The sequence below is a fragment of the Salsuginibacillus kocurii DSM 18087 genome (assembly GCF_000377705.1).
Taxonomy (GTDB): Bacteria; Bacillota; Bacilli; order Bacillales; family Marinococcaceae; genus Salsuginibacillus; species Salsuginibacillus kocurii.
The window spans coordinates 145,501-168,472 of record NZ_KB898626.1 but is presented as its reverse complement, the minus strand read 5'-3'; the positions used below and the strand labels follow the sequence as shown (position 1 = coordinate 168,472).

The following is a 22,972-nucleotide window of genomic DNA, read 5'->3' as shown; positions in this document are numbered from 1 at the left end:
TAAGATCCAACAAATTTCCTAGAATATTTATTTTTTTTGCTGGGTAACTAACAGGCAGAGTCAAAATTGAGGAGGTAGTACACACCATGAAAAAATATGTTGTAGGACTAACACTAGCCACTATTCTAGCAGCTTGCGGCGATGAAGATGCAGGCACCGATGAGACCGAACCAACTGAAGACGATCCAGGCGCTGAAGAACAGGACGATGAGAACGGTTTGGATGATGATGATGACGATGATTTGGATGAAGATGAGGACGAGGAAGACGATGAAGACGAAGATGAAGACAACGTAACACTAGATGAGGTAACTACATTTGACCTTGAAATTGAAATGACAGAGGGTGACGTTTACACCTTCCATTATGATAGCGAAGATGAAGAAGAACCAACCGTTGAAGTTAATGCAAACGGCTTATTAGATGACGACGATGATAATGGCGATGATGACGAGGACATTGACCTCGAAGAAGACGATAATGGAGATAACGGCAACGACGAAGATGTCGACGGCGTTGACGACGATGAAGAAGGCGTATTTGAAGACAATGGCGATGATGAAACAGGCGAAGACGGTTTAGCCGACGATGATGAGAACAATGGTGACAACGGACTTACTGATGATGAAGAGGATGAAGAATTAGAAGGTGACGAAGCCGAAGAAGAAATCGAAGCACTCTTTGAGGAAGTTGATTTCTCCTCTGATCGTGACCAGGAAGATATAAAAGAAGATGTGCTTGAGCATTTCGATTTGGATGAGGAAGATGTTGAGGAATTTAACCTTGAAATCATTTATGCCGATGAAGACGAAGAAGACTTCGTATATGAAGCAGATGAAGAAGACGAAGACAACGGCGACGACGGTGAACTTGGGGATAATGGCGACAATGGAGACAATGGCGACTTAGGTGACAACGGCGATGAAGATGAAGATGACGACGATGCAGACCTCGACATCGGAGAAGACGATGATGATAACGACCTCGACAATGGCGACGATGATGACGACAATGACCTATAATTTACTGTAGGATAACAATTAAATGAAACCATTCCAGCTGTATCCAGAATGGGGGGAAACATTTCTCTTTTCTGTAATCTAAGCTGACTCAAGTGCAGGAGTTGTCTTATTAAGAGGCAGCTCCTCACTTATTTTCTCATTCAACATAAAAAATAAAAAGTTGGTGACACTCCATCATAACTAAACGAAGGAGGATATACATATGAAGAAATCTGTAGTAGGACTCACACTCATCAGTCTATTAGCCGCATGTGGCGACAATACGGATACTAATGACGAGATGGAAACAGCAGATGAGGAAGCTGTTGAAAATATTGAAGAAGACGAAGTTGAACTATCTAAGGATGAAGATGACGAAGATGAGGGCAGTGATAATGAAGACGTTGAAGAAAACAGTGACGGAGACGACCATTTTCTCAGCTTGGATGAGGTGGAGGAATTTGAATTAGAAATAGAATTAACGGATGGGACCGAGTACGAGTATGAATTTGAAACAGACGATGATGCTGAAGTAGAAATTGAAAACGGTAGTGATCAGGATATGGAAGGGGATGAAGCGAACAGCGAAATCGAAGAGTTGTTTGCAAACGTTGATTTCTCCTCTAATCGTGATGAAAGTGACATCGAAGCGGATGTTTTAGACTTTTTAGAGATAGACAGCTCTGAACTCAATGAATTTGAGCTTGAGATTAAGTATACTGACGGTGAAGAAATGGATTATGAAAACGAAAATGGTTAGCGGTAAGCTCCCAACCTTATGAACCGTTTAACACACAGAACCCCCCTCACTTGAGCGGGGTTTTTACACGTCTAAGGAGGCCGCTATGGCGTAAGTGAGCCGTGAGCACAATACCTCCCTACTCTTTTCAAAATTGAAGAGTCAATTGCCCGAACGTATGCAGGCCGCTGCCATGACAAGCTTTTTCCGTTCCCAATAGCGCTGATGCTGCTTGGCCGGCATCGTCTAAGATCGCAGTTGATAATCTGACATTATTATGAGCTCCGAAAACGGACATCACATCTGTAAGCTCACTTAAACGTTGTAAGGACTGTAGTAATACTTTCGGGTCAGTAGAAGGAAAATGGGCATAAACAGGGGTGCCGCTGTACAATATATCGCCACTAAACAAATAGCCTGTGTTTGTTTCAAACAGACACACGTGCCCCGGAGAATGACCGGGTGTATGTAACACAATCAGCTCCCTCCCCCCTGCTTGCAGGCGGTCGCCATCTTGCAACAAGGCTGTCGGAGAGCCAGTAAACGGCTGGTACGTAGCTGGGTTAAAAGAATTCGGAGTCGGTTTTGTTATGTCACGCCCGACATCATGTCGAATCTGCTCCAGTGGCAGGCCCGGGATCCCATTTTTCAACCAATCTGCTTCCGCTTCGTGAACATAAATCGTAGCAAAAGAGCCATGGCTGCCAATATGGTCCCAATGCACGTGGGTTGTTATCACTTCTACTGGATAAGACGTTAACTGCTCGACTACGTGCTGTATATCAAAGATCCCCAACCCAGTATCAATTAAAAACGCTTCGCCCTCCCCTATCAAAAGATACGAGTGCACCTGCTCCCAATGCCCTAATTCGCTCAGTGCGAAGGTAGAATCATCTATTTTCGTCACCGTAAACCACTCTTCTGTTTTCATAAACACACCCCCCTTCCATTACATAGTAGCGGGCAAACGGAAAAACCTCTTTTTTGCCAAGGCTACGTATTGATGCATATAAACTATCATCAACGAAATGAAGTGACAATAATGACTTGATAATTACAGGGGATTTAATTCCAAATGTTGAACTTATGATAAACTAAAGCTAGCTATGTTAACAATATATAAATTTTTTATTTGGCGAAGAGGCAGCATTATGAATTCAAATAAGGTAGTTTTGTAGGAGTTTTCATTTTAGGAATTAGAGAAGCTCACATTACTAATAGCAACAATCTTAGTGAATTAGCTTATAGATCAAAAGCATATTGAAACACTTCTTATCGAATGTTATAAGTTCATTTTATACAAATAGGACTGTTATTAAATGAGAGTTCTACTTTTTATGACCAAACCAACAGTAAAAAATGACAGAGCCAAATAAAAAAGGCCCCTCTCTGGGGACCTTGCTTCTTAAAGCATGGATAATATAAAGCTCACCACAACAATTAAGCCAATAATCATAAGAATGGTACGAAGCATAAATAAGTCCTCCTTTTCGACATCGTATTTCTACCTTTCCCTATTCCTACGCACTTAAAAACCCTCTTCGCAAAGATTTCAACATCGTAATTTTTTTGTTACATGAATCACTTTCAACATTTAAATTAAGATGTCAAATCCGACTAATGAATGGGACCTTCACTTCAGACGGACGCTTTCCCGAGGGCTTGTCTTCAGCTACCTGTTTCGAAGGTAAAACCTTTGAAACAGTGGCCCTTCAGACTGCGCGTTATCCTCTGGGAGTCACCGTCTTACGTTTTAATCACTTTTTACATTCCGTATAGTAAATAAAAAATATATAGCATTCGTTTTATTTCTCATAAAACGTCATGATGAAATTGATTTACATGCTGTAACATTTTCCGTTTTCTCACGACAGTTAGAAAAAAGGGGGAATAGCCATGTTTCAGCGATTAGCTACATTCGGTCTCTTCGGTTGCCTTTTAATGGCTGCCGGCTGCGATTCGACGGGTGAAAGTACTCCATCCAGCTCAGCTGACGAATTTGACGCCGCTGCCAATTCAGAAGTGGAGGACCTTGAGATAGAAAGAGCTTCAGAAGATGTCATAGCCGGACAGCGAGCCTTTGGGATCGAACTTTTGCAACACACATATCACGAAGATGAAAATACGCTCATATCACCGTTAAGTATTCAAATGGCCCTTGCTATGACAATGAATGGTGCTGCGGGCGATACAAAAGCCGATATGGCTGATGTTATGCATGTAGATTCAGAGGAAATCGATGCAGTAAACGAAACGATGCAAGTGCTTATTTCACAGGCAAATGCTACTGAAGAAACAGTTTTTGCTCTTGCTAACACGATCTGGCACCAACAAGGGCGGGAAGTAAATGAAGAATTAACTGACACAGTAAGCCGTCATTACGGAGCAGAGATCGAGAGCACTAATTTTAGCGACGAGGGAACTTTGGATGAGATCAACAGCTGGGTGGAACAACAGACCGGCGGAATGATTGAGGAGCTCCTTATTGACCTTGACCCTTCAACCGTCATGCTGCTAGTGAATGCATTGTATTTTCAAGGGGATTGGCAACTGCCCTTTGACAGCAGCCAAACGACAGAACAAGAGTTTGAAACGGCTTCTGGAGCAATGGCAGACGTGGAAATGATGAAAGAAGAAGATACTTTCCCGCTCGCAGAAACAGAGACGTTCACAGCGGTTGAAATGCCATATGGAGAAGATAAAGCCTTCTCGATGCTTGCGCTTCTTCCCCATGAAGATCAAGACATAGAGGACATGAAGGCTGAGTTAGTGGATGGGAACTGGAGCTTTTTAGATGAATTTACAATGGAAGACTTCCAGCTTGAGTTTCCCAAGTTTACGACAAAAACAAATAAAAATTTAAATGAACCGCTTAAAGCACTTGGGATGGAAGTACCATTTGCAGAGAGCGAGGCTGAATTCCCCCACTTAGTTGCTGAAGAAGGGGACCCTTTGTATATCAGTGAGGTCGAACACGGCACAAAAATAAATGTCAATGAAAAAGGAACAGAAGCAGGCGCAGCAACCAGTGTCGCGATGGATGAAGACGAACCAGCTAAAGCCATCACCTTTGACCGGCCCTTTTTGCTCGCATTAGTCGAAAATGAACTAAAAGCACCTCTTTTTCTAGGCACGGTTCAAAATCCAACTCGCTAGCTGTGAAACGAGCTCAATCTCAGTTCTTTCTTATTCATATTCACAACACCACGAAGTGGCCTGCAGTTTTAGTACCAGCCTGGTTTTAGCCCAGCCCTCAGCTGATTGCGACGTCGTGTTATCATTGATTTTTCCACTTATAATCAGCGACGGTAGAGCCTGTGTACTATTTGGTTGAATACGCTCCACCTTTTTTCTTACGATCCCACTACCCTCAGAAGGCGAAGATGTGGTCGTGATTTCAATGGAACTAAAGCGGGCATAAAAATCCAATGAGGCGCTCCCCATCGTGGCGGAGCGCTTTCGTTGTTTTTAACAGCAACTCGATTTTTCAGTGACTGACAAGCGGTTTGCCTGACAGACACCTGTTGATGGAAGGTTTAACTCTGTCCGCTCCGCTGCTTCATGATCTTCTGCCAGCACTGCAGCCACGGAGCGCACTTGTTCATATCCAGTCGCGAGTAAAAATGTAGGAGCCCGACCGTAACTTTTCGCCCCTACAATATAAAAGTTAGGCTCTGGCTGAGCAAGTTCCTTGGCCCCGTGTGCCGGTACCGTGCCGCAGCTATGCACATTCGGGTCAATTAACGGGGCAAGCGCCGGCACACTTTCTATGGCTGATTCTGCTTCCACCCGCAGTTCGCGCAAATAGGAAAAGTCGGGACGCGCTCCGGTGTTGGCAATGATTTGGTCAATTTCTTTTATCTCTGCTATTTCCCCTGCGTTTTCACCAATTACTGTGAATTTCTCATGTTCTCTTACGATGCGTTTTATATAAAACGGATGAAACACTTCGACCTTGCCTTGGTCAACTAGCTCCTTTAGCTGCAAACCGATTGATCCCCGCTCCGGCAAGGCATCATCTTCTCCTCCACCAAAGACATCATTCAGCTTTTCTTTACGCACTGCCCACATAACTTTCCTGCTTGAGTTGATCTCAAGAAGGCTCAGAATAGAATGCATGGCAGAGTGGCCGCTTCCTACCACCAGAACATTGTTATGTTCATAATACGAGCGCTCAGTGCCCGTAATGTCAGGAATGGTATAGGTTATTGGAAGTGTTGGATTTGTTTCGCCAAGAGCAGGCAGGCCATTGGCACCAACAGGATTAGGCTGATTCCACGTACCAGCTGCATCAATAACAGCTTTTGCTTTCAGTTCTCCTTCTTTTCCTTCGTGATTGTAACGCACGATAAAAGGAGTACGTGCTCGTTGAGTGCTTTTAACTTTATCTATATGTTCACGGCTGATCGCGACTACTTGGTGGTTAAAGTGAAGGTGGGGTGCAATAGCTGGAAGTTCGGCCAACGGTTGTAAATACTCGTTGATTAAGTCCGCTCCCTTCGGAAGAACATCAGCTTCTGGAGGGGCCCAGCCGGCAGCTAGCAGCAGTCGGCTAGCCGCAGCATCAATATTGTATTTCCAAGGACTAAAAAGTTGAACATGCTTCCATGTTTGAATGTTGGCAGCTGGGGTTGGTCCTGCTTCCACTATCTCAAAGGGAACGTTTCGTTCAGATAACTGTGCAGCTGCTGCCAGGCCAATCGGCCCTGCCCCAATAATAATGACCGGGTATTCGTTCATCATGATCCTCTCCTTATATCAAATTTTTTTGATGTTTTGTTCGTAAAAATCGTTAGCGGCTCGGCCGGAATAAACAGCAAAGTTCTGGGGAAAGCAAGTGGTTAACAGTTTCTTCGTTAAGTTGGTAATAATGCCACGTTCCATGCTTGGTGCGGGTAATCAGCTCAGCATCCATAAGCAGCTTCAAGTGATAAGACAACTTGGATTGTGGAAGGTCCATGATGCTGCTGAGGTCACATACACAAACTTCGCCTTTTAAGGTCAACTCATGCATAAGTTTTAAACGCCTAGCATCGGATAAGGCTTTAAACTGAGTGGCGTATCGTTCAAAAGTTTGCTCGTTTGGCGAGTTAGCAGATGATTGCTGATTAATTTCAAGCTCCACCTTTCATTCTCCTCTCATTGAAGTGAATACTATACATCAATTTTTTTTGATATATATAGTGTACATCTTTTTATAAAAACAAGCAAGCAAAAATCCCCTGGTTTTTTCCAGGGGATAAGTCATTGACCTATTAAAGATTCTTTTTGCTCAAGTACCAATCGGTAATATCTATGGACTCATCTTTTAAACGCTCTTCTGCTTCTTGCTGCGTTTTTGGCGGTGGTACAACAACCTGGTCACCTGGTGTCCAATCTGCTGGAGTTGGCACTTGCTCATTGGTTGTAGTCTGCAAGGCAGTTACTAAACGCTCGATTTCGTCAAGGTTACGACCTGTTGTTAGCGGATAATAGATAATGGCACGAATTTTTTGCTGATCATCAATGACAAATACAGCACGGTTTGTTTCCGTTTGGCTTTCATTTGGGTGAATCATGCCGTATTGCGTTGCCACTTGACGGCTGGAGTCAGCAATGATTGGATACTCAATGCGTACGCCACTTTTTTCTTCGATATTGCGAACCCAGGCAATGTGTGATTGCACGCTGTCTACACTTAAACCAAGCAGTTCAGTATTCTTTTCTTTTAGACGCGGATAAATATTTTGAAAACCGATCAATTCAGTTGTGCAAACAGGAGTGAAATCGGCTGGATGCGAAAATAAAAGCAACCATTTTCCTTTGTAATCACTTAAAGAAACCGGTCCTTGCGTCGTATTTACTTCGAATTGCGGGGCATCGTCCCCAATTCGCGGCAGGCTAACTGCAGTTTGTGCTTGTGTATCTACTTGACTCATGCTGTTTCCTCCTTCAATTCATAGTAAATTTATATGATTTATAGATATTGTATATATAAATCAGAAATATTACAAGAGGAAATTTTGATTATTTCAGAAAATAAATCAATTTCATCATTTAACATAAGATGTGAAGACCCGACTAATGAAGGTGACCTTCACTGTCAGACAGACGCTTTCCCAAGGGCTTGTCTTCAGCTAACTTGTTCGATGTAAAATCATCGAACAAGTGGATCTTCAGACTGCGCATGATCCTCTGGGAGTCGCCGTCTTACGTTTCAGTCACTTTTTACATTCCGTATAGTAAATAAAAAATATATAGCATTCGTTTTATTACTCATAAAACGTCATGATGACATGGATTCAAACAAGTTATATATTAAATTTTTTTAAGACTTCACATATGAGATGAGACATCGCTTTGCCCATACCTTAGTAAACAGATACCACCAGGGAAAGAACCGTAAAAAACCCGCTGGAATGAGTGCTCCGACTAAACGGATGCCAGCGGGAGGATACTTAATTTTTTTATGTTCACAATTCATACGTTAAAGCAGCCGATACACGCAGCAGTTAGCTGCCTTTAGTTGTTCATTGTCTTACTCATCACCTGGCGGATTGGTTCATAACCAAGTGCTTCATAAAAAGCGCGCGCACTCTCGTTTTTCACCCAGACATCAAGTTCAATTCGATCGATCCCGTCCCGGATGGCCAATTGTTCAACTTCTTGCATGAGCATCTTGCCAACACCTTGCTGTTTGACACCTTCCTTAACACAGATCTGGTGTACGTAAAGGGAAGCAAAACTTTGTTTAAAGCTGTTTTCATGATAAGCGCGCTGCTCAAACCAAAGATAACCCAGCGGCTTCCCCGCTTGTACCGCTAAGAAGAAAGTCATCACAGAAGTAGCCATCATTTGTTTGAAAAAAGTGACCGTGTCAGCACGGTTATAGGATTTGAAACGTTCTGGATGCCACGTTTCATGAAGCTGGTGAACTTCTTTATTAATCTCACTTAAAATGAATGGATCTCTTGTCGGCTGAATTTCGATCGAAGCTGCCTTGGAACGATTCTTTTGCGAACGTTCAGCTTCCTTCCATTCCGAATAATAATGAACTTTTTTGCCACTACGAGTCGCATACTCGATTTCATCACGCGTACTTTCTCCTACATACTCATTCACATCAATCACAAAGATTTCATCTGCCATATCTATTTTTTTAAAATGAATGCGGCGAAATGTATCTAGTTCTTCAGCTGAGACAAGCTTGGCTTCCGCTTTCTCAAAAAAACCAACGCTCAGAACTATATGCCCTGCCCGCGTTAAGCTTTCGTTCATTTCTTCGAATTGGGATTTGAAACGAGTGGAACCACACAATGTGATCACCTTCATCAGCTATCACCTACTGGCAAGGTCTTATGCATTTCAAAAATAGCAATCTTTCCCCCATCAAAACGTGTAATTGTCCGTTCTGCAGTAATGTCATAACCTAAATGTTGATAGCGGGGGACATGTTTTTCTTCATCTTTCCGCACTTTTAAACTCATAAAAGACTTCCGGTGTGCCCTGGCTTTCGCTTCTGCATGTAGCAGCAGCGCGTTGCCCCAGCCAAGACCTCGTGCTGCCGGCCGTACCGCAAGTCGTGATAAATAAAGCTCATTCTCTTTTAATGTACAACGAAGGGCTGCGACTGGCTCATGATGATCCGTACCGAGAAAAGCTGCTTGATGCTCTTCTTTTAAAAACTGAAAAATCTCTTCTTCCTTTTCCTTCAGTGCTCCAGTCACAGGCTTTAAATGCCTCGCTTCCCAAAACGCTTCCCGAGTGATCTGTTGAATAATGTTTGTATCGTTTTCTGTAGCTTCTCGTATCACCATCGTTCATGCTCCTCTTAGCTATTTATTAATGCTGGTGTCGCAAACGGACGTATTAGTGGGGGAAACCTAAGTAGCTACAAGGCGAAACCACCAACCGGAGTGAAGATTAAACCGCTGTTGTTCTTGAGCCTGTGGTGAAAACGTCCATCTCTAGTAATTAAAAACTTTACCTTTTTCAAGATTATTAAAGGACGTTATTTAACGACCATATGATATACCGAAATGATCGACACTTCTGCGGGCCAAGCGAGCCTGGCGAAACCACGTAAGAGCCTAGCCCGAGAAGGCTTGTAGATCACCCGCAGCAAGGAAGACCATGGCCATATGGGTTACACTACGCTTTAACAAATCCTATTTTAAAATCAACCAGCTCTTCTAACACAGCTTAAAATTATAATTGCATGTTGAAACAAGATGCAAAGTCGCATTTCAGCCGCTTAGTCTTTAGTCATCACTCGGCACGGTCACCTTAAAATTGTGTTGCTCCAACTGGTCAACAATGCTATTTTCACCTACTAAGTGCATGGCGCCAACTACGACAAACGTAGTTTCCTCGTTGTCTTCTTCAAGATAATTTATAATTTCTGCAGCCATATGTGCATCACGTTCATCAAGCGCGAGCGTATCATGTGTGGCCGTTTCCCCATCCTGGTCTCGCATTTCTTCAATCGCTTCTTCATTCCCATCAAGCCAAATCTGCTGAAGATCTTCCAGCGCTTCACTCGCTCCATCCATATCTTGAAGCGTCAACTCCAGCTCCTTAATTTGTTCATCCTGAGGCGTTTGAGTGAACATGTTAATTTGGTCCTCAATGTCTTCGAGACTATCAATTGGTATGTCCTGATCACTTGCCTGCTCAAGAAAATATTGGTCCACCCCAAAATCCGGGTCAAACTCCGTTGTCATAACAGCTTGCTGAGTAAGCATCAGTGTAGCAAGCCATGGCTGAAATTGATCAATCATATCCTCCTGCCCGGGCATGAAGCTGAGCTCTTCTAACAAGTGCTCAAACGTTTCTTCAGGTAAATAATCAGAAAGACGCTCCTCTCCTTGATATAAACCAGCTGACATCAGTTGATTCGTAATTTCTTGATCCGTTTCGTAATCGCTGATATTTACTTCCACTGCTAGTCGGTCTGCTTCTTCAAACCGCTCTTCGATTACGTCATCAAGCGGATACATTCTTTCTTCTCCAATATGAATTGAGCCGAATAAGTATACCGTTTGCTCTCCCTCTTCTACTTTATAAAAGACGCCTTCATGTTCTGGCTCTGCCGTTTTTTGACCGTCTGTGCAAGCTGCACACACCGCGACTAAAATAGTTAAAAGAACAGCCTTAACAACCTTCATTTTCCGCTCCCCCATTTCCTTCCCCGCTACTCCTTTTTTTATTATGTAAGAATCTACAGATGCATGTAACCCATTTCACATAGAAAGTAGTTAGGACCTAAAGCTAAGCAGCGCCAGCCCCCGCAATACTTGCTTACCCCGCTTTTGTACAAGACTAGCATCTCATGCTTAAGTCCTTCTCCAACTAATTAACGTAAAGAGTCCTTTCCGTCCACTAACTTGCATAGACTATAACCTAGCTATGAAACTTGGCTGTTTAAAGATTCTGATAAAGAATGCTGTTGATAAGAAGCGGTGCTACCCCAAGAATGGCCAACCTTCCTGCGTGCTAAGCGGGCCTGAGGAGAATACACAGGGCGCTAGCCTGAAAAGGTTCGCAGCTCACCCGCGAATAGGAAGACCATGGACAAACTATCAATACATTTAAAGAAGCGCCCGCGGCAAAAAAGACAAAGCCCTTCAACGCAGTGAAGCCTCCCTTACTTAAAAGCAACCGTTTAGAAAACCTCTACATTGAAAGGAGCATTTATGAATTATTTTCAAAACACAGCTAGTACACCTAGCCTAGACAGCAGCATGACAGTATTAACATGGACGACAGGCGATGTTTCTGGAGATAGTATGAACGACCACATCTATCTGCTTGGCGAACCACTAGCAGACAGCCCGCTTCGAAAAAATATCAAACTTCTCGTGGTAGATGGGCAGAGCCATTATTCATATATAGTAGACCTCCCTGATGATCAAGGCTATGACCCTCGCTTGTTTCTCGGTGACTTCACTGGAAATGGTGTTGAGGAAGTAATGATAAGTATTGCATCAGGAGGCAGCGGGGGATACAGCTATTATATGATCTATTCGTTTGTACATCATCAGCCGGTCTTGCTGTTTGACAATGAAAGGTTTGACAACATGTTTACGTATCAAGTGAACTACGAAGATGATTTTAAAGTACACGTGGTTAATAACACCCTTAACCTTGCTTTTATCGTTGACATCAGTCTGCGCCCACCCGCTTATTTAAAAGAAATCTATCTTAAGAACGGTCAATTAAAAGCACCGATAGAGGGGTGGGTATCTGGTTTGAACCAACTCTATCCAATTGATTTTAACGGCGATGGCGTCTATGACTTGCTGGCTGTCCAGCGCGTCATCGGGCAATACAGCGCAGATGGTCTTGGCCTCATGCAAACTCAGCTAAGTTGGGATACTAACATATTTGCTCCTGCGTTTAATGAGCAGTCATTGGCTATTTACAGCACTGAAATTGGCAGGTAGCGACCTACAAGAACGGGCGGCGAGATGTTGCAGCAGCCCTTTTGGCCTGTAAGTAAATACTTGTCACCCTTCTCTTTTCACTCCAACTTCCTTATTTTACCACAAATTCCTCTTTTCTTGTACAGCCCCTCTAGTATTTTATGCTATGCATTTGAGGGACCTATAAAAGCCTGGACACAAGGTGTATCCAGGCTTTACAGCGGTTACGGCTTATCTGTCGTCACGTACGTATTGGCAATGAAATCATGGAGGGCACGCCTGTCCTTACGCAGGCCAATCATAAAGGCTGAAACGAGCACTCCCATCAATAAAGTGATCACATAAACAATACCACCGAGGAAATGTCTTAAAAGCATAGTACCAAAGGACACATTGGATCCATCCACTTTAACAATCCGTATACCCAACAGACGCTTTCCTACCGTATAGCCATACCATAGCGGCGGCAGAATAAAAAGATATATGATCGTTAACCCTGTTTCAAATAATTGCAGCGTGAACTCTTCAGCCGCAAATTCTCCAAATACGATCAGGGCAAAGATAAATATAACAGCCACTATCAATAGACTATCAAGTAACACCGCAGCAAACCTGCGCCAAAAACCGACTGGGTTATTCAATTCATCCACCTCTTTTCACCACTACTTCTTTACCCTACTTTAACGAAGAAAAAACAGCCCGTCCAGTATTTTAGGCTTGAGCCGGTAGGGAATGCACACCTAAAGAGCATGGAGAAGCATGAATGCAAAACAGCAAGTAGCACACGAGCTACTACTCATACATTCAGTCTTTTTTGTAGACGATAAAGAAGCTCACTCCAGAACGAATCAGAAGCCTCATATGTTTCATAGTTGAATGTGTATGGCTGGGCATCGTTTGTCCACATCTCTTCAAACCACGCCTTAACGTCTTCTGCCGCTTCAGCATCACTGCTGCTTTCCACATAAAGGTTCATATCCAAATTCCGGTTTTCCATATTGGGAGCAGAAAAGTTCGCTGAACCAGCAAGCATTTTGGCGTCATTGTTTGAAAAAACTGCCATCATTTTTACATGAAATTGCTGTTTGTCCGAATTATACCAGCGTATTTCTAGCTCTCCGTCATCCTTAGCCAACATTTCTTTTGCCACGGGGGGATTAGGCATGCCAAAGTCGGAGAGGCCAAATACATGAGTATTCGGGTCAAGAATCATCCTCACTTTTGCCCCACGCTCTGAAGCCTCCAAAATAGCGTCAATGATAGCCCGATCAGATACATAAAACATTCCAATCCAAACTTCCTCGCCCACTCCTGCTCCTTCTAACATGCTGAGCACCCGTTCAAAGTTTTTACTCTCTGTAAGAACTTGAACCTTATAGTCCCCCGCCTCTTGTGGTGTTGACTCCATTTGTTCAAGCTGAGGTCCGCCGGAAAAGTTAAGAACAGCTTGTTCGGCAGCCACAATATCTTCTACTATCTCGCCGTACACTTGAAATCCTGCATTTGTAAAGTAATAACTTTTATCATTCACGTTTGCCGAAGAAACAATCGCTGTCTGGTCTGTTACAACGACTTTACGGTGATTGGCTTTTGCGTTTAGAAGCATGAGGCCTGAGCGCAATGTCATAGCAGGTGCTTCATTACCGAATGGATTGGGGATCCACCCCTTACCTTCTTGTCCGAACCATTGGATAAACATGCGCCAAATCCCCGAATACAGGGGGTTGGGATCTTGTAAAGGATCTAAATTCGTAAGTACTGTTTCTATTCCCGCTTCTTGTAAGTTGGTTAAAATCGGCAAAGAGTGGGAATTATAACTGGTGTTGATCGGGTCCGTGATTACCACGATGTCAACATGGGGATCCCGTTCCTTTTTTTCAAGTAACGCCTCCTTGACTTCGTTACTAAGTGGAGGGTACTTCCCATTAGGATAAGGACTTTCACCATTGGTATTGCTATTTATTAAAAACATGTCCAGCACGATGAAAGATTCCGCCTCTTCAATCGCTTGAAAGAGATGAACATAAATATCGTCTTCAAAATCAATCGCTCCTCCTGATTCTGTAGGAAGAGATCGGTTAAATAAAAAATCAACTTGTTCCACCTCACGCAGTTCTCCTTCATAGGAAAGACCCGGTGGCAGTGGTTTAAAATATGCCGCTAACGTAGCGACAACAATACATATAAACAAGACAGCCAAACCTACACGAAACGGGTACTTTTTTAACATTTAGGGCGCCCCCCTTCGCAGCTATTACAAACAACTTACCTGATTTTTGCATAACAAATAGGCAAAGGAATATAGTTCCTTCACCTAGAGTGCCCCGCTTTTTATTTTCTACAACCAGCTTTACTTCTTTTTCATGTTTTCTCTATTGAGTAAATAAACATGTCTCTCCCTTTTCTGATGTGCTTCTTTTCAAAACTCATCCCGATTCGTTCCGCTACCTTAATTGATGGAATGTTTTCTGTAAGAATGATCGAAATGAATCGCTTTATTCCCATGATCTGAAACCCCTGCTGTTTTACAGCTTCTGCTGCTTCCGTAGCAAACCCTTGTCCCCACTGTTTCCGCACGAACAAATAACCAATCTCGCTTTCTATAACCTCATCCACACGTTGAGGCACAATCCCACACTGACCTAAAAATGTTCCCGTTTCTTTATGCTCACATATCCATAAGCCTGCACCCGTTTCCTTATAATTTCGTTGATTCCATCTAATCCACCGTTCAGCTTCGGCCCGGGTCTTAGTGGAAGGATAATAGCGCATAGTAACAGGGTCGGAAAAAATCTCCATAAGCAGGTCGACGTCTTGTTCAGTCATTTCTCGTAACTGCATTCGCTTTGTTTCAAGTATAATCACAAGCTCTCCCTCCTTCAGCCCTTCCTTAAAGAAACTGCATTTAACTAACTATAGCATAGGACAAGCTCGACATTTACGAAGGCCTGTCCTAAAAGGCTTTGCAAGACAGCCGCCATCCAAAATAGTAGGCACCTGCGTGCAAAGAAGACACGGTGCGACCCCAATCGTAGTGAAAGTGAAACCGAGGTCGCATGGGGCTCAGGGGTGAAAGTAAGTGTGTTTCCGAGAACGGACGTAAAGGACAGCTTCTATAGGCTTAAATATCCTTTGGCGTAAGTGTCCGTTTCATAAATAAAGACAAAATAAAGGCAATAACGGCAAAGAGGAGGCCGACAGTGAATGCGCTTTGTACGCCGGCTGTCATCGCATTGGCAATGTGAGACTCAGAGCTTGGATCACTCACATTGCTTAAATAATTGGCTTCACCTGCAGACATGATTCCAATAAATAAAGCAATGCCGATCGCACCACTCACTTGCATGAGCGTATTGATGACAGCAGTACCATGCGGGTAATAATCCTTTGGCAGTTGGTTTAATCCGTTCGTCTGACCAGGCATCATTACCATCGCAATGCCAACCATTAAGGCTGTATGTAATAGCACAAACACATACACCGAGGTCGAAGCTGAGACCTGAGTAAACACTGCCATTACAACGACGAGTATAAGCGTGCCAGGAATCACAAGGACACGCGGGCCGAAGCGGTCAAATATTCGACCGGCGATAGGCGACATGAGACCATTTAACACCCCACCCGGCAAGAGCGCCAGACCAGCTACGAGCGCAGATAAGGCGAGAGGCCCTTGGAAATACATCGGCAAAATAATCATGGTCGAGAACATGGTCATCATCATAATAATTAACAGCACAGTCGTTAATGAAAACATCGGTGACTTAAAGACACGGAATTCCAAAATCGGGTCTTTAATTTTTAATTGCCTCAGTATAAAACTTAGTAAAGCAGAAATGGCAATCACTAAAGAGAGGTATACTTCAGGACTTGACCAGCCTGCCTCACCTTCACCTACACTGCTGAAGCCAAATACAATCCCACCGAATCCAAGTGTAGATAAAATAATAGATATCACGTCTACCCGCGGCTTCGTGACTTCAGAGACATTTTTTAAATAAATGTACGCAAATCCAATCGAAAATAATGAAAATGGAAGTACAATATAAAATAAACCGCGCCAGTTTAACGTTTCTACAATAAGACCAGACAAAGTAGGGCCGATCGCAGGAGCGAACATAATCACAAGCCCCATCATTCCCATGGCTCCTCCTCGTTTCTCAGCTGGATAAAGCAACAAAATAGTATTCATCATCACCGGCAGCAAAAGCCCAGTACCTGCAGCTTGAAGAAGTCTTCCGATTAGCAGTACAGAAAAGGCAGGGGCAATCGCACAAACGAGTGTGCCCACGGTAAAAATCGTCATCGCTCCAATAAACATCTGCCGCGTCGTAAACCATTGGACAAGCAGTGCGGAGATCGGAACAAGGACACCAACCACCAGCATAAAGCTAGTCGTAAGCCATTGTACGGTCGGAGCTGTTACATTAAAAGCTGCCATTAAGTCTGTATATGCTACGTTTAACAGCGTTTCATTTAATATCGCAAAAAAGACACCGATTATTAAAGAAACCATAATCGGTAGTCGTTTAATCGTTTCCTCTGTTGCTACGTCTTCTTGTGTTTGCGTGGTTGCTGTATTCATAAACTTTCCTCCAATTTCTTTCTCTATCGTTTTACCAGTAAAAAAGGAAGCTGATCTCTACTGATTTGAAGTGGCATACTGCTTTTCTTTGTAACAGCTTGAATTAGTCCGCCTTCCATTAAGGAAATGGTAATGGTCCCCAGCTCCTCTGCTCGTTCCCTGGAGAAGCCATCTTTTATGAGCTTATCTGTATAAATGTCTTTCCACTTCTCAAAAGCTCGCTCACAAGCGATTCGCAGCCGTTCACTCATTGACCATGTTTCCAGCGCTAGCAGACCAATCGGCACCCCCTCAAACTCTTCATCGCTTTCAAATCCATCAATTAAACCTTGGAATGCTGCTTGAAATGCTTCCATACTTGTAGAGCTTCGTTCCATATGCCTAGTTAACTCGTAGCTGATTTGCCGGTCTGTCATTCGAATAGCCTCTTCAGCCAACTGCTCCTTGCCTTCTGGAAAGTAGTAGTAAAGCGAGCCTTTTGGCGAATCACTTTCCTTAATAATCTGATTCAGACCGGTGGCATGATAGCCTTGAAGTTGAAACAGCTTTGCAGCAGCCTTTAATATGCGATCTCTTGTATGTGCAGTCTGACGCTCACTCATCATCTTCACCTACCTGTATATTATAACAACTGGTCTATATATTCTGCTTCTCCTTTTCATAAAGGTCAAGTAAAAAACCCTAGCAACAATTGAAAGCGCTATATCAGTTACTTAATGATTTATATACTTTCTAAGAGTGCTTATTTTTCTGCGCAGATCTTTGAAAAAAACAAGAATTTAGTACGGCAAATAAAGAGGTATTGAAAATACTGTTTTATAGCACGTTAACGTAATAACATGTATTTTCTATACATGAAAAAGTTTGTCAGATTATTTTTCACGATTCACCAAAGACCTTATTTCGTGCTATACAATAACCTTTAACAAAACATACACACATTTGAAGCACCAGCTACAAGGGGGTTGACCATATTTGCTGATTGATGATGGCTGTATAAGAAGACAGTTTAGAGGCTGCTTACATTCTGTGCCACAAACTGATCATTAAACCAAGAGCGTACGTTGATAAGTATTACAACGAGAAGGCGATGGACCTACGAGCTCAATTTTCAGAAAAGTGATAATTAAAGAAAAGCAAACACATGGGAGTTAGCAAACTAGCTAGAAACTAGAAAGGGGCGCCTGGAGAGATGACTACACGCAAAGAGAAATTAGTCGTCGTTGGAAATGGGATGGCTGGAGTACGAACAGTAGAGGAACTATTGAAACGGGAACCTAATCGCTTTGACATTACGATTTTTGGTAAAGAACCACACCCAAACTACAACCGAATTCTTTTATCCTCTGTTCTTCAAGGTGACACATCGGTTGATGACATTATTTTAAACACTTACGAGTGGTATGAACAAAACAACATCACGCTTTTCACCGGTGATCCTGTCACTCACATTGATACGAAGCAGCAATTTGTAATAAGTGAACAAGGGCAGAAGGTTGCTTATGACCATCTCATCATGGCAACCGGTTCAAATCCATTCATGCTTCCGCTACCTGGCGCAGATTTAGAAGGTGTGATCGCCTTCCGTGACATCGAAGACTGCGAAAAAATGATTGATGCTGCGAAAAACTATAAAAAAGCTGTAGTCATCGGCGGCGGTCTGTTAGGGCTTGAAGCTGCCCGCGGATTGTTGAACTTAAACATGCAAGCTGATGTGGTCCATTTAGAACATTACTTAATGGAACGTCAGCTCGATGAAACGGCAGGAGATATGCTGCGGGACGAATTAGCTTCCCAGGGCATGACGTTTCACATGGGCAAACAAACGAAGCAAATTAACGGCAAAGAACGCGTGCAAGCCATCCAATTTAATGACGGTGAAATTGTAGAAGCAGACCTCGTCGTAATGGCAGTTGGGATCAAACCAAACGTCGCTTTAGCCGCAGATTCCGGCATTGAAACAAACCGGGCAATCGTCGTAAATGATTTCCTAGAAACAAGTGCCCCAAACGTCTACGCAGTTGGGGAGTGCGCGGAACATAACGGCATTGCCTACGGATTGGTGGCCCCTTTATACGAACAAGGGCAAGTACTTGCTGACACGATTTGTAAAAAAGAGCAAGTGGACGGATATAAAGGCTCATTGATGTATACCCAGTTAAAAGTGTCAGGTGTAGACGTCTTCTCAGCTGGTGATTTCCGAGAAGGCGAAGGCAAAAAAGCGATTCGTGTCCACGACGAATTCGAAGGCATTTACAAAAAAATCATGGTAAAAGACGACAAAATTACAGGCGTTGTCTTATACGGTGACACTTCCGATTCACCGCGCCTGTTAGACATGATGAAGCAAGGAGAAGACATCAGCGACATGAGTAAAGCGGTTCTTCTTCCTTCTGAAGACGCAGCCGGCGGCCAAAGCCCGGTTGTAAACATGGAGCCTCACGAAACGGTCTGCGGCTGTAACGGCGTCTCAAAAGAGGACATCGTGCAAGCCATCAACCAAGACGGCCTGCAATCCGTGGAAGAAATCAAACAACATACAAATGCTTCTCGCTCATGTGGAGGTTGTAAGCCACTCGTAGCTGATTTACTTCAAGAAACATTGGGCAGCGATGTCGACATCGCGCAGGCAGAACCTCTATGCGGGTGCACCGATCTTTCTCATGATGTCATTCAAGAAGCGATCAAGAGTCAAATGCTCACCAACCCGCGTGAAGTCATGAATGTACTCGGCTGGGAAAATGAAGAAGGCTGCTCAAAGTGTCGCCCAGCGATTAACTACTATCTTAATGTCATCCACCCAGAATCGTATGAAGACGATGATCGCTCTCGTTTCGTTAACGAACGGGTCCACGCCAACATTCAAAACGATGGCACCTATTCGGTTGTACCGCGCATGTACGGCGGGGTCACCAACGCCGAACAGCTGAGAAAAATTGCCGATGCTGCCGATAAATACGAAGTTCCCCTCTTAAAAGTTACCGGCGGCCAGCGCATCGACTTGCTCGGTGTAAACAAAGAAGACCTTCCAGATATGTGGGCCGACTTGGATATGCCATCCGGTTACGCCTATGGAAAAGCAATACGGACGGTAAAAACGTGTGTCGGTGAAGACTTCTGCCGCTTCGGTACACAAGATTCGATCGGCCTCGGCATGAAAATCGAAAAAAAGTTCGAACGACTTAGCACGCCCCACAAAGTAAAAATGGCCGTTTCCGCCTGTCCAAGAAACTGTGCGGAATCAGGCATCAAAGACATTGGCATTGTCGGTGTCGAAGGAGCCTGGGAAATGTACGTCGGTGGAAACGGCGGAGTAGACCTGCGCCCTGGCGACTTATTGACGAAAGTCGAAACAAGCGAAGAAGTGATGGAAATCATCAGCGCCTTCCTCCAATTCTACCGCGAAGATGCCAACTACTTAGAGCGCACCTCGCACTGGATTGAACGCAAAGGCCTCGATGCCATTCGCGATGAAATTATAGACAACATGGAAATGCGCAACGTGTACGCCGAACGCATGGAAACAGCGCTCGAACACAAGCCAGAAGATCCATGGCACAGCCTTTCTCACAACGAGAAAAAACGCCAGGAGCTATTCGAACGAAAACCAGTCGAACTCGTTTGAGACAGAAAAGCGGAGCGGGCTTGGTCAACGACGCAGAGCCCTTCTCTCCCACCGAGGAGGCTGTTGCCGCCACAGTGTGGGAGAAAGGGATCTCAAGTCGTTAGCCCGTGAAGCTAGACAGAAAAGCGGAGGGCGCCTGCACATTGGCGAAGAGCCCTTCTTCACCGCCGAGGAGGCTGTCGCCGCCGCAGGGCGGGGAAAAGGGATCTCAAGCCAATGGCGCCCGAAGCTAGACAGAAAAGCGGAGGCGCTTTGCTCAGATGCGACAAGTTTTTCTAGAACTGTGCAGCGCAGCCTGCTGCGCGGAGTCAGGACTAGAAAAAACCTCGAGCATCTAAGCGTCGCAGCTGGACAGAGAAAAGCGGAGGGCGCTCAGGGCCGTCGAGCCTGTTAAGTTTTCGTAGCGTTCATTACCCCATTTACCACCAGAAATTTTATTGAGTGAAGGGAGCTTCCAACATGTCATCAGTTCAAATCGACGAAAAGCATGTGTATGTTTTACCTTTTGAGGAGTTACGAGTAAATGTCCCGAGAGAAATTATGTGGGGCGAAACTTCGATTGCGGTATTTAAAACCAATAAAGATGAAGTCCACGCGATTGAAAACAGTTGCCCACATCGCGGCGGCCCGCTTTCCCAGGGCATTGTCAGCGGCGATCATGTATTTTGTCCGTTGCATGATTGGAAGATTAATGTCACAGACGGCCAAGTTCAGGCACCGGATGAAGGGTGTGTAAAGACATTTGACACAGCAATTATAGATGGCGCCGTCTACCTTATAGACAATGCGTAAGTGATTAACGCCCCTCATTCCAATGGTCATAAATAATAGAAACCATACGCGCTTATAAAACATGCAAAGAGAAGGTACTGCAACTTTTAAAAACAACGAAAGAACAAACCTTCGATTGATCCGTCCCATATATAACGGAAGGTGCAGGCAACCTTCCGTTCCTATCAAACAGTTAAGGCTAAGTATAACGATAAGAATAATACATTTTTATCGAATGCTTACAGTCTTAACGATTTTTACAGATAGAAAGGTGGAGGACCATTGAAAGTTAGAGATATTTTCACATTTAAAGACGAACGGATAAAAATTCTTCATTATTGCTGGTTTGCTTTTTTCGTTTCCTTTTTCGCCTGGTATAATATGGCCCCTCTCGCCACAACGATGATGGAGGATATGGGCTGGCTTACGCCCGAACATATTGCAGCCCTCGGTATTATTAATGTCGCATTAACTATACCTGCCCGCATCATCATCGGCACCCTGCTTGACCGGTTTGGTCCACGAGTGGTTTATTCAGGTTTACTTATTTTGATGTCGATCCCGACGTTTGTGTTTGCTTTTGGTGACACGTGGGCACAGCTAATGATCTCACGACTTATCCTCGGTAGCATTGGCGCCAGCTTTGTCGTAGGGATCCGCTTAGTGGCTGAATGGTTCCCGCCAAAAGACGTTGGTTTCGCCGAAGGTATTTACGGCGGCTGGGGGAACTTTGGTTCTGCTGCTGGTGCCATGCTGCTACCTTGGTTTGCCATTACGTTGTTTGGCGGCGATGAGGGCTGGCGTTATTCGATTGCTTTTACCGGGGTCGTTTGTCTTGTCTACGGGATTATTTTTTATTTCAAAGTAAAAGATACACCAGATGGCCGCGCGTTAATCAAACCTAAAGGAAATGGCGCGATGGAAGTAAGCTCCTGGGGAGATATGGTACAGCTTATTTTATGGACAATCCCGCTCGGCGGTGCACTAGCTCTCAGCGCGTGGCGTATTGAAGACATGGGTTTTATGACGATAGAGGTTCTGTATGCCATTTGGGTCGTGGTCGGGTTAGTCTTCATCTATCAGCTCTATCAAATTCTAAAAGTCAATGTCCCGATCTTAAAACGCGGCGTTCCGGAAAATGATAAATACAAGTTTAAAAATGTCGGCGCCTTGAACAGTACCTACTTTGCAAACTTTGGGGCTGAACTGGCGATTGTCTCCATGCTTCCGATGTTTTTCCAGCTGACATTTTCCTTGGATCCAGCTACTGCGGGGGTTATCGCAGCCTCATTTGCCTTTATTAACCTGCTGGCCCGGCCATTAGGAGGCATCCTTTCCGACCGGATGGGTTCAAGACGAGGTGTTATGCTCTTTTACATGCTGGGTATCACGGTCGGTCTTGCCGGCATGGGAATGATTGATTCGAATTGGCCGCTTATTTTGGCTGTTGCTCTGACTGTATTTACTTCGATGTTTATTCAAGGTGCAGAAGGTGCAACGTACGCTATTATTCCAATGGTAAAAAAGCGTATTACCGGTCAAGTAGCCGGCATGGCAGGCGCTTACGGCAATGTCGGTTCTACCATTTACCTTACGCTTTATACCTTTGTAACACCCCAGCAATTCTTTTTCGTTCTAGCGGGCGGAGCCTTGGTGAGCTTTGTCATTTGCTACTTCACCTTAGAAGAACCGAAAAATGCTTTTGCTGAGGATTACTATCTGTCAGACGAGGACTTAAAGCTAGAAGACGAAGGATTTGCTGAAGAACAACAGCCTGAAGTTGCGGCAAAAGAGGCCTAGTACCAGTTTAATAGACAAAAAAATATCACTCCCGGCTGCTAGAAATATTTC

At 44.1% G+C, this 22,972-nt stretch carries 19 protein-coding genes; 7 read left to right on the top strand and 12 right to left on the bottom strand.

Annotated elements, in window-relative coordinates; genetic code table 11:
* The first annotated feature begins 86 nt into the window (after window positions 1–86).
* Together D469_RS22055 and D469_RS0109405 are read left to right on the top strand one after the other, a co-directional pair.
* The gene (locus D469_RS22055) at window positions 87–1,022 is read left to right on the top strand and encodes a YusW family protein (RefSeq protein WP_018923140.1); all 936 of its coding nucleotides are present in this window, start codon (window positions 87–89) and stop codon (window positions 1,020–1,022) included.
* A gap of 202 nt (window positions 1,023–1,224) precedes the next feature.
* Window positions 1,225–1,761: a YusW family protein gene (locus tag D469_RS0109405; RefSeq protein ID WP_018923139.1), complete on the top strand. Its 537-nt coding sequence runs from the start codon at window positions 1,225–1,227 to the stop codon at window positions 1,759–1,761.
* A gap of 127 nt (window positions 1,762–1,888) precedes the next feature.
* On the opposite strand, the gene D469_RS0109400 is transcribed toward D469_RS0109405, so the two are convergent.
* Window positions 1,889–2,671, bottom strand: coding sequence for an MBL fold metallo-hydrolase (locus D469_RS0109400; protein ID WP_018923138.1), 783 nt, complete (start codon window positions 2,669–2,671; stop codon window positions 1,889–1,891).
* Window positions 2,672–3,636: 965 nt separating this feature from the next.
* Between D469_RS0109400 and D469_RS0109395 the strand changes: the two genes are divergently transcribed.
* Complete coding sequence (locus tag D469_RS0109395) at window positions 3,637–4,896, top strand: serpin family protein (RefSeq protein ID WP_018923137.1); 1,260 nt, start codon at window positions 3,637–3,639, stop codon at window positions 4,894–4,896.
* Window positions 4,897–5,208: 312 nt separating this feature from the next.
* Here D469_RS0109395 and D469_RS0109390 read toward each other — a convergent pair whose 3' ends face one another.
* From D469_RS0109390 to D469_RS0109360, 6 genes are all read right to left on the bottom strand, one after another.
* Window positions 5,209–6,483 carry an NAD(P)-binding domain-containing protein gene (locus tag D469_RS0109390; protein ID WP_240473327.1) on the bottom strand — a complete coding sequence of 425 codons (1,275 nt, stop codon included), beginning with the start codon at window positions 6,481–6,483 and terminating at the stop codon, window positions 5,209–5,211.
* Between the two features lie 49 nt (window positions 6,484–6,532).
* A complete protein-coding gene (locus D469_RS0109385; protein WP_018923135.1) occupies window positions 6,533–6,865 on the bottom strand; it encodes an ArsR/SmtB family transcription factor in 333 nt (110 codons plus the stop codon).
* Between the two features lie 130 nt (window positions 6,866–6,995).
* Complete coding sequence (locus D469_RS0109380) at window positions 6,996–7,658, bottom strand: peroxiredoxin (protein ID WP_018923134.1); 663 nt, start codon at window positions 7,656–7,658, stop codon at window positions 6,996–6,998.
* A gap of 583 nt (window positions 7,659–8,241) precedes the next feature.
* On the bottom strand, window positions 8,242–9,051 hold the full coding sequence (locus D469_RS22720) for a GNAT family N-acetyltransferase (protein ID WP_018923133.1): 810 nt from the start codon (window positions 9,049–9,051) through the stop codon (window positions 8,242–8,244).
* Window positions 9,051–9,536: a GNAT family N-acetyltransferase gene (locus tag D469_RS0109365; protein ID WP_018923132.1), complete on the bottom strand. Its 486-nt coding sequence runs from the start codon at window positions 9,534–9,536 to the stop codon at window positions 9,051–9,053. The genes D469_RS22720 and D469_RS0109365 overlap by 1 nt, the downstream gene beginning before the upstream one ends.
* 444 nt (window positions 9,537–9,980) lie before the next feature.
* A complete protein-coding gene (locus tag D469_RS0109360) occupies window positions 9,981–10,886 on the bottom strand; it encodes a TraB/GumN family protein (protein ID WP_018923131.1) in 906 nt (301 codons plus the stop codon).
* Between the two features lie 528 nt (window positions 10,887–11,414).
* On the opposite strand from D469_RS0109360, the gene D469_RS0109355 reads away from it, so the two are divergent.
* Complete coding sequence (locus D469_RS0109355) at window positions 11,415–12,164, top strand: hypothetical protein (protein ID WP_018923130.1); 750 nt, start codon at window positions 11,415–11,417, stop codon at window positions 12,162–12,164.
* Window positions 12,165–12,367: 203 nt separating this feature from the next.
* Here the strand turns inward: D469_RS0109355 and D469_RS0109350 are convergent, their stop codons facing one another.
* From D469_RS0109350 to D469_RS0109330, 5 genes are all read right to left on the bottom strand, one after another.
* The gene (locus D469_RS0109350) at window positions 12,368–12,784 is read right to left on the bottom strand and encodes an RDD family protein (protein ID WP_018923129.1); all 417 of its coding nucleotides are present in this window, start codon (window positions 12,782–12,784) and stop codon (window positions 12,368–12,370) included.
* A 155-nt stretch (window positions 12,785–12,939) separates the two neighbouring features.
* A complete protein-coding gene (locus D469_RS0109345) occupies window positions 12,940–14,373 on the bottom strand; it encodes a phospholipase D-like domain-containing protein (protein ID WP_018923128.1) in 1,434 nt (477 codons plus the stop codon).
* A gap of 131 nt (window positions 14,374–14,504) precedes the next feature.
* A complete protein-coding gene (locus D469_RS0109340; protein WP_018923127.1) occupies window positions 14,505–15,008 on the bottom strand; it encodes a GNAT family N-acetyltransferase in 504 nt (167 codons plus the stop codon).
* Between the two features lie 256 nt (window positions 15,009–15,264).
* The gene (locus D469_RS0109335) at window positions 15,265–16,725 is read right to left on the bottom strand and encodes an MDR family MFS transporter (protein WP_018923126.1); all 1,461 of its coding nucleotides are present in this window, start codon (window positions 16,723–16,725) and stop codon (window positions 15,265–15,267) included.
* 23 nt (window positions 16,726–16,748) lie between these two features.
* Entirely contained in the window at window positions 16,749–17,330 is a 582-nt protein-coding gene (locus tag D469_RS0109330) for a TetR/AcrR family transcriptional regulator (protein WP_051081183.1), read from the bottom strand.
* A 587-nt stretch (window positions 17,331–17,917) separates the two neighbouring features.
* Between D469_RS0109330 and nirB the strand changes: the two genes are divergently transcribed.
* From nirB to D469_RS0109310, 3 genes are all read left to right on the top strand, one after another.
* Entirely contained in the window at window positions 17,918–20,350 is a 2,433-nt protein-coding gene (nirB, locus tag D469_RS0109325) for a nitrite reductase large subunit NirB (RefSeq protein ID WP_018923124.1), read from the top strand.
* Between the two features lie 459 nt (window positions 20,351–20,809).
* Window positions 20,810–21,142, top strand: a complete 333-nt coding sequence (gene nirD / locus D469_RS0109315; RefSeq protein ID WP_018923122.1) for a nitrite reductase small subunit NirD — start codon at window positions 20,810–20,812, stop codon at window positions 21,140–21,142.
* A gap of 261 nt (window positions 21,143–21,403) precedes the next feature.
* Entirely contained in the window at window positions 21,404–22,921 is a 1,518-nt protein-coding gene (locus D469_RS0109310) for an MFS transporter (RefSeq protein ID WP_018923121.1), read from the top strand.
* Window positions 22,922–22,972 lie beyond the last annotated feature (51 nt).

Coding starts and splice junctions, on each gene's coding strand:
- D469_RS0109395 (WP_018923137.1), top strand. CDS start 3,637: ATGTTTCAGCGATTAGCTACATTCGGTCTCTTCGGTTGCCTTTTAATG.
- D469_RS22055 (WP_018923140.1), top strand. CDS start 87: ATGAAAAAATATGTTGTAGGACTAACACTAGCCACTATTCTAGCAGCT.
- D469_RS0109405 (WP_018923139.1), top strand. CDS start 1,225: ATGAAGAAATCTGTAGTAGGACTCACACTCATCAGTCTATTAGCCGCA.
- D469_RS0109330 (WP_051081183.1), bottom strand. CDS start 17,330: ATGATGAGTGAGCGTCAGACTGCACATACAAGAGATCGCATATTAAAG.
- D469_RS0109335 (WP_018923126.1), bottom strand. CDS start 16,725: ATGAATACAGCAACCACGCAAACACAAGAAGACGTAGCAACAGAGGAA.
- D469_RS0109400 (WP_018923138.1), bottom strand. CDS start 2,671: ATGAAAACAGAAGAGTGGTTTACGGTGACGAAAATAGATGATTCTACC.
- D469_RS22720 (WP_018923133.1), bottom strand. CDS start 9,051: ATGAAGGTGATCACATTGTGTGGTTCCACTCGTTTCAAATCCCAATTC.
- D469_RS0109365 (WP_018923132.1), bottom strand. CDS start 9,536: ATGGTGATACGAGAAGCTACAGAAAACGATACAAACATTATTCAACAG.
- D469_RS0109390 (WP_240473327.1), bottom strand. CDS start 6,483: ATGATGAACGAATACCCGGTCATTATTATTGGGGCAGGGCCGATTGGC.
- nirD (WP_018923122.1), top strand. CDS start 20,810: ATGTCATCAGTTCAAATCGACGAAAAGCATGTGTATGTTTTACCTTTT.
- D469_RS0109355 (WP_018923130.1), top strand. CDS start 11,415: ATGAATTATTTTCAAAACACAGCTAGTACACCTAGCCTAGACAGCAGC.
- D469_RS0109380 (WP_018923134.1), bottom strand. CDS start 7,658: ATGAGTCAAGTAGATACACAAGCACAAACTGCAGTTAGCCTGCCGCGA.
- D469_RS0109360 (WP_018923131.1), bottom strand. CDS start 10,886: ATGAAGGTTGTTAAGGCTGTTCTTTTAACTATTTTAGTCGCGGTGTGT.
- D469_RS0109345 (WP_018923128.1), bottom strand. CDS start 14,373: ATGTTAAAAAAGTACCCGTTTCGTGTAGGTTTGGCTGTCTTGTTTATA.
- nirB (WP_018923124.1), top strand. CDS start 17,918: ATGACTACACGCAAAGAGAAATTAGTCGTCGTTGGAAATGGGATGGCT.